Annotated in this window: 13 protein-coding genes and 1 tRNA gene; 6 read left to right on the top strand and 8 right to left on the bottom strand. The window is 66.9% G+C overall.

Annotated features, from left to right (window positions below):
- Window positions 1-15: 15 nt before the first annotated feature.
- The gene (locus tag OG921_RS08215; protein WP_266111887.1) at window positions 16-690 is read left to right on the top strand and encodes a Crp/Fnr family transcriptional regulator; all 675 of its coding nucleotides are present in this window, start codon (window positions 16-18) and stop codon (window positions 688-690) included.
- A 71-nt stretch (window positions 691-761) separates the two neighbouring features.
- On the opposite strand, the gene OG921_RS08210 is transcribed toward OG921_RS08215, so the two are convergent.
- The 3 genes from OG921_RS08210 to OG921_RS08200 are packed head-to-tail and all read right to left on the bottom strand — an operon-like array spanning window position 762 to window position 2192.
- Entirely contained in the window at window positions 762-1541 is a 780-nt protein-coding gene (locus tag OG921_RS08210) for an MBL fold metallo-hydrolase (protein WP_266111886.1), read from the bottom strand.
- 21 nt (window positions 1542-1562) lie between these two features.
- Window positions 1563-2024, bottom strand: a complete 462-nt coding sequence (locus OG921_RS08205) for a RidA family protein (protein ID WP_266111885.1) — start codon at window positions 2022-2024, stop codon at window positions 1563-1565.
- Window positions 2025-2027: 3 nt separating this feature from the next.
- On the bottom strand, window positions 2028-2192 hold the full coding sequence (locus tag OG921_RS08200) for a DUF4177 domain-containing protein (RefSeq protein WP_266111884.1): 165 nt from the start codon (window positions 2190-2192) through the stop codon (window positions 2028-2030).
- A gap of 39 nt (window positions 2193-2231) precedes the next feature.
- Here OG921_RS08200 and OG921_RS08195 point away from each other — a divergent pair, with 39 nt between their 5' ends.
- Together OG921_RS08195 and OG921_RS08190 are read left to right on the top strand one after the other, a co-directional pair.
- On the top strand, window positions 2232-3401 hold the full coding sequence (locus OG921_RS08195) for an ArsA-related P-loop ATPase (RefSeq protein WP_266111883.1): 1170 nt from the start codon (window positions 2232-2234) through the stop codon (window positions 3399-3401).
- Window positions 3398-4534, top strand: a complete 1137-nt coding sequence (locus OG921_RS08190) for an ArsA family ATPase (protein ID WP_266111882.1) — start codon at window positions 3398-3400, stop codon at window positions 4532-4534. Before OG921_RS08195 ends, OG921_RS08190 begins: the two co-directional genes overlap by 4 nt.
- A gap of 90 nt (window positions 4535-4624) precedes the next feature.
- On the opposite strand, the gene OG921_RS08185 is transcribed toward OG921_RS08190, so the two are convergent.
- Window positions 4625-4948, bottom strand: a complete 324-nt coding sequence (locus OG921_RS08185) for a WhiB family transcriptional regulator (RefSeq protein ID WP_266111881.1) — start codon at window positions 4946-4948, stop codon at window positions 4625-4627.
- Window positions 4949-5233: 285 nt separating this feature from the next.
- Here OG921_RS08185 and OG921_RS08180 point away from each other — a divergent pair, with 285 nt between their 5' ends.
- On the top strand, window positions 5234-7573 hold the full coding sequence (locus OG921_RS08180; protein ID WP_266111880.1) for a transglycosylase domain-containing protein: 2340 nt from the start codon (window positions 5234-5236) through the stop codon (window positions 7571-7573).
- Between the two features lie 15 nt (window positions 7574-7588).
- Here OG921_RS08180 and OG921_RS08175 read toward each other — a convergent pair whose 3' ends face one another.
- Window positions 7589-8053 carry a GatB/YqeY domain-containing protein gene (locus tag OG921_RS08175; protein ID WP_266111879.1) on the bottom strand — a complete coding sequence of 155 codons (465 nt, stop codon included), beginning with the start codon at window positions 8051-8053 and terminating at the stop codon, window positions 7589-7591.
- A 66-nt stretch (window positions 8054-8119) separates the two neighbouring features.
- Between OG921_RS08175 and OG921_RS08170 the strand changes: the two genes are divergently transcribed.
- Both OG921_RS08170 and OG921_RS08165 read left to right on the top strand, forming a co-directional pair.
- On the top strand, window positions 8120-9088 hold the full coding sequence (locus tag OG921_RS08170; protein ID WP_266111878.1) for a metallophosphoesterase: 969 nt from the start codon (window positions 8120-8122) through the stop codon (window positions 9086-9088).
- Between the two features lie 132 nt (window positions 9089-9220).
- Window positions 9221-9294 (top strand) — tRNA-Pro (locus OG921_RS08165).
- A 78-nt stretch (window positions 9295-9372) separates the two neighbouring features.
- Here OG921_RS08165 and OG921_RS08160 read toward each other — a convergent pair.
- The 3 genes from OG921_RS08160 to OG921_RS08150 are packed head-to-tail and all read right to left on the bottom strand — an operon-like array spanning window position 9373 to window position 12292.
- A complete protein-coding gene (locus OG921_RS08160; RefSeq protein ID WP_266111877.1) occupies window positions 9373-10809 on the bottom strand; it encodes a cytochrome P450 in 1437 nt (478 codons plus the stop codon).
- Window positions 10806-11615: an SDR family NAD(P)-dependent oxidoreductase gene (locus tag OG921_RS08155; protein ID WP_266111876.1), complete on the bottom strand. Its 810-nt coding sequence runs from the start codon at window positions 11613-11615 to the stop codon at window positions 10806-10808. Before OG921_RS08155 ends, OG921_RS08160 begins: the two co-directional genes overlap by 4 nt.
- Window positions 11612-12292, bottom strand: a complete 681-nt coding sequence (locus tag OG921_RS08150) for a hypothetical protein (RefSeq protein WP_266111875.1) — start codon at window positions 12290-12292, stop codon at window positions 11612-11614. The genes OG921_RS08155 and OG921_RS08150 overlap by 4 nt, the downstream gene beginning before the upstream one ends.
- Window positions 12293-12311: the final 19 nt, after the last annotated feature.

Below are 12311 nucleotides of genomic sequence, written 5' to 3'. Positions count from 1 at the left end.
ATAGGAGCACACAACGTGGACGAGGCCCTCGCCAGAGCCGGCATCTTCCAAGGCGTCGAGCCCAGCGCGGTAGCGGCGCTGTCCAAGCAGCTGCAACCCGTCGACTTTCCGCGCGGCCATGTGGTGTTCAACGAGGGCGAGCCGGGTGACCGGCTCTACATCATCGTCACGGGCAAGGTGAAGCTCGGTCGGCGCTCCGCGGACGGACGCGAAAACCTGCTCACGATCATGGGCCCCTCCGACATGTTCGGCGAGCTGTCCATCTTCGACCCGGGCCCCCGCACGTCCACCGCCACCACGGTCACCGAGGTTCGCGCGGTGAGTATGGACCGCGATGCCCTCAAGGCGTGGATCGAAGCGCGGCCGGAGATCTCCGAACAGCTGCTGCGCGTGCTCGCGCGCCGCCTGCGCCGCACCAACAACACCCTCGCCGACCTGATCTTCACCGACGTCCCCGGCCGCGTGGCCAAGGCGCTGCTGCAGCTCGCGCAGCGGTTCGGTACCCAGGAGGGCGGCGCGCTGCGGGTGACGCACGACCTCACGCAGGAGGAGATCGCCCAGCTCGTCGGCGCTTCGCGGGAGACGGTCAATAAGGCCCTCGCCGATTTCGCGCATCGCGGCTGGCTGCGCCTGGAAGGCAAGAGCGTGCTCATCTCCGACTCGGAGCGGCTCGCGCGCCGCGCCAGGTAGCCGAGACACCGAAGCAGGAACGCCGCGCCCCGGTTCAGCCGGGGCGCGGCGTTCTTTGTTGGATCGGCGCGCTATGTGCGCAGGTAGGCGAGTTGCGCCTTGACCGAGCTGCGCGCGACCGGCCACAGCTTCTTGTCGACGTCCCGGTAGACGTGCTTGACCACCTGCATGGGTTTCGCGTCCGGGCCGAGCACCTCTAGCGCGGCACGCACCTGATCGAGCCGTTCGTGCCGGTGCGCAATGTAGGCCTTCGCCACGTCCGCGGTGTCCGCCTGTTCGGGTCCGTGCGCGGGCAGCATCCGCTTACCTGCACCGAGTTCGGCCAGGCGCTCCAGCGAAGCGAGATAGTCGGCCAGCGCCCCGTCGCGCGAGTCGAGCACGGTGGTGCCGCGACCGAGGATCGTGTCCCCGGTCAGCACCGCGTCGCCGAGCAGAAAGCTCACCGAGTCGCCGGTGTGGCCCGGCGTGGTGACCACTTCGATCCGCAGGCCCGCCGCCTCGATCACCTCACCGTCGACAAGCGGTTCGGCCTCGCCGTGCACGAACTTGGCGTCGAGCGCGCGCGACGGGCTGCCGGTGCGCTTGACGTGCCGCTTCAACCCGCCGGTGTGATCGGGATGCCAATGCGTGACCAGGGTCAGCGCCACCGGCCCGAACTCGTTGATCGCGCCGAGATGCTTACGGTCCTTCGGTCCCGGATCGATCACGACACAGTCCTTGCTGCCCGGCGCCCGCAGGATCCAGGTGTTCGTGCCGTCCAGGGTCATCTTGCCGGGGTTGTCGGCGAGCAGCACCGACGCCGTGTCGGTGACCCGCCGCAATTGTCCGTACGCGGGATGCGAGAGCGCCATTTCGCCAGCCTAGTTCGGGCTTCAACCCACCTCTGCGATGAGTTCCACCTCGACCGGGGTGTTCAACGGCAGCTCCGCCACACCGACCGCCGACCGGGCGTGCACGCCGGCCGCGCCGAAAATCTCCCCGAGGAACTCCGACGCCCCATTCACGACCACCGGTTGCCCGGTGAATCCCGGTGCGGACGCGACGAAACCGACGACCTTCACGATCCGCACCACGGCGTCGAGCCCGACGAGGTCGTGCACGGCGGCCAGGCAGTTCAGCGCGCAGAGCTGGGCGGCGGCCTTGGCCTCGTCCACGGTGATCTCCGCACCCACCTTGCCGGCGTACTTCAGCTCGCCGTCCACGATCGGCAGCTGCCCGGACGTGTAGACGAGGGTGCCGGTCCGCGTCGCCGGCACATACGCGGCGACCGGCTTCACCACCGGGGGCACCTCGAGTCCCAGCTCGGCGAACCGCTCGCGCCACTCGGTCGCCATCGATCAGCCCTTCGGTCGCTTGAGGTAGGCGACGTGCTGTTCACCGGTGGGCCCGGGCAGCACGGCCACCAGTTCCCAGCCGTCCGAACCCCACTGATCGAGGATCTGTTTGGTTGCGTGCGTCAGCAGCGGCACGGTCGCGTATTCCCATCTGGTCACATCGCTCATGAAGTGAGACTATCGCCCGGTTTGGGTAGCCCCGAATGCATGGATGACCGACTCGCCTCAACCGAGCAGCTGCCCTATAGGCTCGGCGACGTGGAACCACCGACTTCGGTTGCCGACGACTCGGCCCCTGTCGCCGACGAATCTGGTCCTGTCGCCGACGAATCTGGTCCGGTCGCCGACGAAACTGCTCCGGTCGCCGACGAAACTGCTCCGGCCCCGGACAAGTGGCCGTCGAGCGCGGAGAAGGCCCGCCTGCACTACGTGTCGGGGAAGGGCGGCACCGGCAAGTCGACCATCTCCGCCGCGCTCGCCCTTGCGCTCGCCGCGGGCGGGCGCCGAGTGCTGCTGGTCGAGGTCGAGGGCAGGCAGGGCATCGCCCAGCTATTCGACCGGCCACCGCTGCCGCCCACCGAGACGCGCATCGCGAGTGCCGACGGTGGGGGCGAGGTGATGGCGCTGGCCATCGACACCGAGACCGCGTTCCTCGAGTACCTCGACATGTTCTACAACCTCGGTTTCGCCGGCAAGGCGATGCGCCGGATGGGCGCGATCGAGTTCGCGACCACCCTCGCACCCGGACTCAAGGACGTCCTGCTCACCGGCAAGATCAAGGAAACCGTCATCCGCCGGAACCCGAAGGGCAAGCCGGTCTACGACGCGGTGGTGGTGGACGCGCCGCCGACCGGCCGGATCGCAAGCTTCCTCGACGTCACCAAGGCGATGGCCGAGCTCGCCCGCGGTGGCCCGGTTGCGTCGCAGAGCCAGGGCGTCGCCGCTCTGCTGCATTCCGACGACACCGTGGTGCATCTGGTGACCCTGCTGGAGGCGCTTCCGGTGCAGGAGACCACCGACGCGATCGCCGAGCTGCGCGCCAACGACCTGCGGATCGGCACCGTCATCGTGAACCGGGCCGGCGCCGGCTATCTGCCCAAGGAGATTCAGCAGGATGCGGCCAAGGGACGGCTCGACGCCGACGCCATCCGCGCCGGGCTGATCACGGCCGGGTTGTCGTTGTCCGACAGTGACTTCAACGGTCTTGTTGCCGAGGTCACCGAGCACGCCGCGACCCTCGAGGCGCAGGATGTCAGCGCGATCGAGCTGGCCAAGGGCGATGTGGCGCGGATGCATCTACCCGCGCTGACCGGCGGTGTCGACCTCGGCGGGTTGTACGAGCTGGCGGAAACCCTCGGCGAACAGGGCGTGCGATGACCACCAAGAAAACGGCCCCGCACCTCGACATGGCGGGCATCCTGGCCGATTCGAACGCGCGAATCCTGGTGTGCTGCGGCTCGGGCGGGGTCGGCAAGACCACCACGGCGGCCGCGCTGGCGATGCGCGCCGCCGAGAACGGCCGCAAGGTCGTGGTGCTCACCATCGATCCGGCCCGTCGGCTCGCGCAGGCGCTCGGTGTCGCGGAACTGGACAATTCGCCACAGCCTGTGCAACTCGGTTCCGAAGCCAAGGGCGAGTTGCACGCGATGATGCTGAACATGAAGCGCACCTTCGACGACATGGTGCTGCAGCACACCACGCCCGACAAGGCGGAGCAGATTTTCGCCAATCCCTTCTATCAGACCATCGCGTCGTCCTTCGGCGGCACGCAGGAATACATGGCGATGGAGAAGCTCGGCCAGCTCGCGGCCGACAGCAGCTGGGATCTCATCGTCGTCGACACACCGCCGTCGCGGAACGCACTGGACTTCCTCGACGCTCCGAAACGGCTCGGCAGCTTCCTGGATGGCCGGATGATCCGGCTGTTCACCGCTCCCGGCCGCGGCTTCGGCCGGCTGGTCACCGGCGCGATGGGCCTGGCGATCAAGGGCGTGTCGACGATTGTGGGCGGGCAGATGCTGTCGGACGCATCGACTTTCGTGCAGTCCCTCGACTCGATGTTCGGCGGCTTCCGGGACCGGGCCACGAAGACCTTCGAACTACTCTCCCGCGACGACACCAGGTTCGTGGTGATCGCCGCGCCGGAGCCGGATGCGTTGCGCGAGGCCGGATTCTTCGTCGATCGACTGTCCACCGAGGGCATGCCACTTGCCGGCCTCGTGCTCAACCGCACCCATCCATTGCGCTGCGAACTGGCCGCGGATCACGCGCTGACCGCCGCCGACCGACTGGACGAGGACGAGCCCACCCCACAGTCCCAACTTGCCGCGGCCGCATTGCGGATCCATGCCGAGCGCGCCACGGTGAACAGTCGCGAGCGGCATCTGCTGCACCGGTTCACCGGTGCCCACCCCCGCGTCCCCCAGATCGATGTGCCGTCACTGCCGTTCGAGGTGTCCGACCTCGAAGCGCTGCGCGCCATCGGCGACGAGCTCACCAGGTCGGCGTAGGGCCCAGGTCTGCGTAGGGCCGAGGTCGGCGTAGGGCCCTGACGGGCCCTGTTCCGGGCGTCAACCGCCGCGCCGGAAAGTGCCGGTGGCTCAGATCGCGGGCTGATGGCGCCGCTGCGCCTCGAAGAACTCGGCCCACGATTCGACCTCTGGATGCTGCTTGAGCAGCGCCCGCCGCTGCCGCTCGGTCATCCCGCCCCACACCCCGAACTCGACGTGATTGTCGAGAGCGTCGGCACCGCACTGCATAAGCACCGGACAGTGCCGGCAGATTGTCGCCGCCTTGCGTTGCGCGGCGCCTCGCACAAAAAGCTGATCTGGATCGACTTCGCGACACCTGGCCTGCGACACCCATGCGATCCGTGCTTCTTCGTGTCCGACATCGAGATGAGCCACCGGGGTGTTGATACGCATCCGCCTTGCCCCTTTGCAGTTCGAACACCGAGAAACCCTCACTCGACTGCGGGGAGGCTGCAATAGCATCAGCGCCACCGGTTTCGAGCTACATCACATTCTTGTCTCGGTGTTAGCTGTATCACATCTGAGAACAATCTAAGTAACAAAAGGCTGTCGGCGCAAGACGTAGGCCCCGCTATTTTTGGTACAAGCGTGCTGGGTTGTCCCGCGCCGTCGCCACGCGCGACGCTCGATGCTTCGCCGTTCTGTGATCCCGACGGCGCCGCCACGTACTCTGTTGGCGTGCCGAACACCAATGTCCTCGCGAAACTCGGTGGGAGCTGTCTGCTCGCTTCCGTTCTGGTCGCGGGGCTGCTCTTCCCGGTGGCCGGCGGATTGGGATACCTGTCCAACCGGGCCGCCGACACCGTCGACAACGTTTCCGCCGAACTCGTCGAAGGCACGGTGCCTGCCGTCACGACCATGGTGGATACCGCAGGCAACCCGATTGCGTGGCTCTACGAGCAGCGCCGGTTCGAGGTGCCGAGCGACAAGATCTCCAATGACATGAAACTGGCGCTCGTCTCGGTCGAGGACAAACGCTTCCCCGAACACCAGGGCGTCGACTGGCAGGGCACGATGCGTGCCTTCCTGACGAACACCACGAGCGGTGAGGTCCAGCAGGGCGCGTCGACCATCGATCAGCAGTACGTGAAGAACTACCAACTGCTCGTCGTCGCGAAGACCGACGCGGAGCGCCGCGCCGCGGTCGAGACCACGCCGGCCCGCAAGATCCGCGAGATCCGGATGGCTCTCACGCTCGACAAGAAACTGACCAAGGACGAGATCCTCACCAGGTATCTGAACCTGGTCCCGTTCGGCAATTCCTCCTACGGCGTACAAGACGCCGCGCAGACCTACTTCGGTGTCGACGCCGCCCAGCTCAATCTGACCCAGTCGGCGATGCTCGCCGGCATGGTGCAGAGCTCGTCCAAGCTCAATCCCTACACCAACCCGACCGGCGTGCTGGATCGGCGCAACACGGTGTTGGACACGATGATCCAGAACCTGCCGGAACGGGCGACCGAGATCCGGGCTGCGAAGGAGCAGCCGCTCGGCGTGCTGCCCGAGCCGCGCATCCTGCCGCGTGGCTGCATCGCCGCCGGGGATCGCGGCTTCTTCTGCGACTACGCGCTGCAATACCTGGCCAACGCCGGGATCAGCCGCGAGCAGATCGACAAGGGCGGATATCTGATTCGCACGACCCTCGATCCCGCGATACAGAACTCGACGAAGGCTGCGGTGTCCAGCATCGCCAAGCCCGACCTCGACGACATCGCCGAGGTCATGAACGTCATCGCGCCCGGGCAGGATTCGCACCGGATCCTCGCCATGACCAGCAGCCGCACGTACGGCCTCGACGGCGACCACGACGAGACGGTGCAACCGCAGCCGTACTCGATGGTCGGCGACGGCGCTGGCTCGATCTTCAAGATCTTCACCACCGCGGCCGCGATGGAGAAGGGCCTCGGCATCAACGCGACGCTGGAGGTGCCGAGCTTCTTCACCGCCAAGGGCATGGGCCACAGCAGCACGCCCGGCTGCCCGGCCGATTCGTACTGCGTCAAGAACGCCGGCGCCTACAAGGGGGCGATGTCGGTCACCGAGGCGCTGGCCACGTCGCCGAATACCGCGTTCGTCAAGCTGATCCAGTCGGTGGGTGTCACCCCCACCGTGGACATGGCGGTACGGCTGGGGATGCGCTCGTACGCGGCGCCCGGCACCTCGGGCAACGGCGACCAGAGTCTGGCCGACATGTTCAAGGACCAGAACCTCGGCTCGTTCACGCTCGGCCCCACCGCACTGAACCCGCTCGAGCTGTCCAACGTCGCCGCGACGCTCGCCTCACACGGCAAGTGGTGCCCGCCGAGCCCGATCGACTCGATCGTGGACCGCGAGGGCAAGCCGGTGTCGCTCACCCAGCAGGCCTGCGAGCAGGTCATCGAGCCCGGCCTGGCCGACACGCTCACCAATGCGCTGAGCCATGACCAACTCGCCGGCGGCACGGCCTCCGGATCGGCCGGCGCGGTCGGCTGGAACGTTCCGGCCGCAGGCAAGACCGGTACTACCGAATCGCACCGGTCGTCGGGCTTCCTCGGCTTCACCAACTCGCTCGCGGGCTCGGTGTACGTCTACGGCGACTCCCCCACCCCCGGCGAGATCTGCTCGTTCCCACTGCGTTCGTGCGGCAGCGGCAATCTCTACGGCGGTAACGAACCGGCCCGCACGTTCTATTCGGCGATCAAACCGGTGCTCGGGAACTTCCCGCCGGCGACGCTGCCACCGATGGATCCGGTCTATGTCCGCGGGTCCAAGAACGCACAGGTGCCCGACGTTTCGGGGATGACGCAGGGTTCTGCGACGGCGGCAATCACCGGGGCCGGTTTCCAGGTGAATCCGGTTTCGGTCGACGGCAGCCAGGCCCGCGGCACGGTCACCGGTTACACACCGAGCGGGACCGCGGTACCGGGGTCGACCGTCACGATCTTCGTCAGCAACGGCAGCCAGCGGGTCATACCCCGCGCGCCGGCCCGCGCACCAGCTCCGCCACCCGCTCCTGCTCCACCACCCGCACCGCGCTGAGCCGGCGGCCCCGACCTATAGGCGCAGCTTGACGGCGGCCGAGATCCGGGAGCCGTCGGCCTTTCCGCCCGCCATCGCGCTGGCGTGCTTCATGACCTGACCCATCTGGCGCATGCTCGGCCGTTCGCCGATCTCCTCGGCGACCTGGGCGATCGCAGTGTCGACCAGGTCGGCGAGTTCGGCGTCGGTTATCGGCGTCGGCAGGTATTCGTCGATCACCTGCGCCTCCGCGTGCTCCTTCGCGGCCAGCTCGCCGCGGCCGTTCTCGGTGTAGACCTCCGCCGCCTCGCCACGCTTCTTCGATTCCTTGGCGAGAATCTTGAGGACCTCGTCGTCGGTGAGCTCCTTGGCAGCGCTGCCCGCGACCTCCTCGGTCTGGATGGCAGCGAGCAACATCCGGAGCGTGGACAGGCGCAACGCGTCCTTGTCCTTCATCGCGGCGGTCAGGTCGGAACGCAGTCGGTTCTTGAGTTCGGCCATGGACGTCAAACTACGCCCCGCAGGAGCAGCTGCGTGCTCTTGCGGCACGTCACATATCCTGGAGCGATGCCGGCCTACTCGAACAACATTGCGCGGGCCGTGACGGGCGCCGCCGGAGCCGCTGCGCTCGGCATCGGTTACGCGACCCTGATCGAACGCAACGCCTTCACGCTGCGCGAGGCGACGATGCCCGTCCTTGCGCCGGGCACGGGGACGTTGCGGGTGCTGCACATCAGCGACCTGCACATGACACCCGCCCAGCGGCTCAAACAGCACTGGTTGCGCGAACTCGACGATCTCGATCCCGACCTGGTGATCAACACCGGGGACAACCTCTCGCATCCGCGTGCGGTGCCCGCGGTAGTGCAGTCGCTCGGCCCGCTGCTCTCCCGGCCGGGTCTGTTCGTCTTCGGCAGCAACGACTACTTCGGGCCGGTCGCCAAGAACCCGCTGAAGTACTTCAAGACCAACCACAAGCGGGTGCACGGCGAACCGCTGCCGTGGCGGGACTTGCGCGCCGCGTTCACCGAACGTGGCTGGCTCGACACCACCCATGTGCGACGCGAGCTCGAGGTCGCCGGGGTCCGCATTGCCGCGGCCGGTGTCGACGATCCGCACCTGCAGCGCGACCGGTACGACACGATCGCGGGCACGCCGAACCGCAACGCACAGCTGCGGCTCGGGTTGACCCACTCGCCGGAGCCGAGGGTGCTCGACCGGTTCGCCGAGGACGGGTACGACCTGGTCATGGCCGGCCATACGCACGGCGGACAGCTCTGCCTGCCGCTCTTCGGCGCCCTGGTCACGAACTGCGGGCTCGACCGGTCCCGGGTCAAAGGCCCGTCGAACTGGGGCGCGCACACCAAACTTCACGTCTCGGCAGGGATCGGCACCTCGCCGTGGGCGCCGGCCCGGTTCTGCTGCCGACCGGAGGCGACCCTGCTGACGCTGGTGCCTGCGCCGCCGCGCGCGACCCAGGACGCCACCGAGGATGGCCGAGCCGAGTCGGACATCGTCGTGCAGCGCACTGTCTGAGGGCAGGCACGCGGATCCGCCGAAGCCGTTCCGCGTCGCCGAATCCCCCGTCATCCCGGCAGCGGAAACCACGCCCGACCACCCGATTTATTGACTGCGACCGGCGTAGGCTAAGCTACCTCAGGTCGCACACGGGGTGTGGCGCAGCTTGGTAGCGCGCTTCGTTCGGGACGAAGAGGTCGTGGGTTCGAATCCCGCCACCCCGACGCTTTGGTTGAGAAGCAGTAGAAGCCCTGGTCCGGAGAAATCCGGGCCAGGGCTTCCTCGTCTGTCAGACTCCCGAGCTAATTCCATCCGCCGGCGCGCAACTCGAGGGGAAGATTGTCGGCCGGGGTCGGGCCGGTACCCCAGGTCAATGGCAGCCGGTAGTCGTCGGCCACGCTCCATTCGAAGCGTCGCAGTAGCTGGTGCATGGTGGTCTTGACCGTCATGTCGGCGAACTGCTGACCGATGCACTTGTGCGCGCCCCCACCGAATGGTGCGAAGACGTAGCGGCTGACTGCGGCGTGTGATTCGGAGCTATCGATGAAGCGAGCCGGGTCGAAGGTATCCGGATCGGGCCACCAGTCGGCGAGCCTCATCGAGGCGTAGACGTTGATGGCCACTTGGGTCTTGCGGGGGACGAAGTGTCCGAGTATGTCGGTGTCGCAGACGGTTTGACGGAACAGTGTGCCCGCCGGCGCGTACATCCGGAGGATCTCCTTGAACGCGGCGTCGAGCAGCGGAAACGCAGCCAAGTCGGCGATGGTGGGCGCGTCGTTGGGCCGGCCGATTGCTTCGTCGCGAAGTGCGCCCTGCCACTGCTGGTTTCGGCCCAGCTCGTAGGCGAGCATGGACAGGGCGATCGCCGTGGTGTCGTGCGCGGCCATCAACAGAAAGATCATGTGGTTGACGATGTCGGCGTGGGTGAAACTCGCTCCGTCGTCGTCTCGGCTGCGGCACAGCATCGAGAACAGGTCGGTGCCCTCGCCACGGCGGCGGGCGGGAACTTGATTGGAAAAGTAGCGTTCGAGTCGACCTCGCGCGCGTAGGCCTCTGGCCCAGGTGCCTCCGGGCACGTCGGCGCGTAGCAGCGCCTGGCCACCTCGCACGGTGTCGTGAAAATCTGCCGAGAGTTGATCGGATTCTGGTCCGAGGCGGGTACCGACAAACACCTCCGCGGCCTGCTCCAACAGCAGCTGCTTGATGGACGGGTAGAAGGGAAATTGTTTCGCCGATCGCCAATTGCCCAGTGTCCGATCGATGCTCGGTCGCATCAGTTCGAGGTAACCGTCCAACGCGCGGCGAGTGAAGGCTTGCTGCATGATGCGGCGGTGGTCGCGGTGTTCGTCGAAGTCCAGCAGCATGATTCCGCGGTGGAAGAACGGTCCGATGACCGGTGCCCAGCCCCGCGTGCTGGAGAAGACTTTGTCCCTGTTGATCCACGCCGTCGCCAACGCCTCGGGGCCCATCAGGGTGACGATGCGGTAACCGACGCCGCCGGCCCAGGACACCGGCCCGTACTGTTCGTACCGCCATCGGGCGAAGTCCAGCGGCTCGGCAAACGAACTCAGGACATGGCCGAGAAATGGGAATCCATAATTGCCCATCACCGGTTGGAGATTCGATCCGGCGGGCGGCGCAGCGAGCGGCCGATCGCTGGTCGGAAACCGCGACGTGATCGCCGCACCGGCCGACAGCAGACGGTGCCGGTTCGCAGCCGACGTGAGCAGAGCGGTCATCCGCCGATCCGATCCAGGTAGTCGCGGCGCCGGTCTTCGTCGTAGTGGCCCGCCGGTTGATTCCGCATCGCGAGGCGTTTGACGCGCTGCATCAAGGGTTCCGGTGTCACCTCCTCCAGCATGCCGAACGGCAACAGCCACCTCGGTACGGTGACCTCTCGTTCGGATCGTCGTGCGCTATCGGCGATCACGGCGCCGATCTGCTCGGGTCGCCGCGTGGGCAGTAGGTCGAGCGCGACCCCCGCCGTCAATTCGGTATGCACGGCAGTCGGCATGATCGTAGTGATGCTGACCTCGGTGTCGGCGATTTCTGCTCGGACGGCTCGCGAAAGTGCCGCTACCGCATACTTCGTCGCGCAGTACACCGACATGCCCGGCGTGGTCACCTTCGCCGCCATCGACGCGACGTTCACGATGTGGCCGTGGTCGCGGGCGAGCATGTCGGGCAGAAACTCGTGCATGCCGTTGATGACACCCACCAGATTGACCGCGACTTCTCGGTGATACGCGGAGATCTTCTGCTCGGCGAACGGTCCCATGTGCTGGATGCCGGCATTGTTGACCAGCATCGCCACCGGCCCATCGATCGAGGCCGCACGGTGAAACTCCGCCACGCTCGCGGCGTCAGTCACGTCCAAAGACATTGCCTTTACCCCGATTACGCGCGCTGTACGCGCGGCTTCGTCGGCGTCCAGATCGCCGATCCAGACCGTTGCCCCTTTCGCCGCGAGAGCCACGGCAGTTGCCCGACCGATACCGCGTGCGCCGCCCGTCACGCACACCACCGCACCCTCGAGGTCGATCATCGACCGCTGCTTTCGTCGGCGAACTCCCGCAGGGCGAAGTAGGCGATGACCCGAATCTCTCCGCTGTGCATCGTCAGCAACGCACGCCCGAGGTAGAGGCCGGTAAGCAGCTCCACCAGTTCGTCGCGGGTCCGTTTGATCGGGAAGGTCCGAATACCGGGATTGCCGTACTCGGCCGGGCTGTAGTCCAGTGCTCGCGCCTTGATGTACGGGGCAACAGCGGCGGTGTCGATGCTGTGATCGAACGCGAAGCCCACCATCTCGGACCCGACGCGCCGCAGTCCGCCGTAGCGCGGCGCGATGACGCGCATCGCGTACTTCGCCACGGGAGCGAGGCGATTGAACCCGGTATCGGTGTCGAACGTCTTTCCGCGCCAGGTCGGATCGATCTTCAATAGTGGGTTGGCCAGATACGCCTCGGGGACACCGAAGAGGTCTCCGACTATCGACCCCTCCATTGCGCCATGCGGTCCTTCGGGCGCGCGACCCCGTTCGAACAGCGCGGCGAGTTGGTCGCGCCGTCCCGCGCCGCCCAGTTCGCGCAAGTAGTCCCAACCCTGGCGGCGTGCCAGCACGGGCGAGGTAAGCGACAGCGTGCGGAGGTCGGTCAATACCGACGTATTGCTCGCAACCGGTGCTGTGTGTTGGATGCCTGCGGTGTCGGCGGCCATCGTCATATGCCCTCCCAGTGGATCA

This window comes from Aldersonia sp. NBC_00410 (assembly GCF_026342035.1).
Classification (GTDB): Bacteria; Actinomycetota; Actinomycetes; order Mycobacteriales; family Mycobacteriaceae; genus Aldersonia.
This window is presented reverse-complemented; position numbering and strand designations above follow the sequence as displayed.

What these genes read in the sequence shown, in the direction of transcription:
- OG921_RS08210 (WP_266111886.1), bottom strand. Translation starts at nt 1,541, where the DNA reads ATGGCGCTCTCGCATCCCGCGTACGGACAATTGCGGCGGGTCACCGAC.
- OG921_RS08205 (WP_266111885.1), bottom strand. Translation starts at nt 2,024, where the DNA reads ATGGCGACCGAGTGGCGCGAGCGGTTCGCCGAGCTGGGACTCGAGGTG.
- OG921_RS08200 (WP_266111884.1), bottom strand. Translation starts at nt 2,192, where the DNA reads ATGAGCGATGTGACCAGATGGGAATACGCGACCGTGCCGCTGCTGACG.
- OG921_RS08195 (WP_266111883.1), top strand. Translation starts at nt 2,232, where the DNA reads ATGGATGACCGACTCGCCTCAACCGAGCAGCTGCCCTATAGGCTCGGC.
- OG921_RS08190 (WP_266111882.1), top strand. Translation starts at nt 3,398, where the DNA reads ATGACCACCAAGAAAACGGCCCCGCACCTCGACATGGCGGGCATCCTG.
- OG921_RS08185 (WP_266111881.1), bottom strand. Translation starts at nt 4,948, where the DNA reads ATGCGTATCAACACCCCGGTGGCTCATCTCGATGTCGGACACGAAGAA.
- OG921_RS08175 (WP_266111879.1), bottom strand. Translation starts at nt 8,053, where the DNA reads ATGGCCGAACTCAAGAACCGACTGCGTTCCGACCTGACCGCCGCGATG.
- OG921_RS08170 (WP_266111878.1), top strand. Translation starts at nt 8,120, where the DNA reads ATGCCGGCCTACTCGAACAACATTGCGCGGGCCGTGACGGGCGCCGCC.
- OG921_RS08160 (WP_266111877.1), bottom strand. Translation starts at nt 10,809, where the DNA reads ATGACCGCTCTGCTCACGTCGGCTGCGAACCGGCACCGTCTGCTGTCG.
- OG921_RS08155 (WP_266111876.1), bottom strand. Translation starts at nt 11,615, where the DNA reads ATGATCGACCTCGAGGGTGCGGTGGTGTGCGTGACGGGCGGCGCACGC.
- OG921_RS08150 (WP_266111875.1), bottom strand. Translation starts at nt 12,292, where the DNA reads ATGACGATGGCCGCCGACACCGCAGGCATCCAACACACAGCACCGGTT.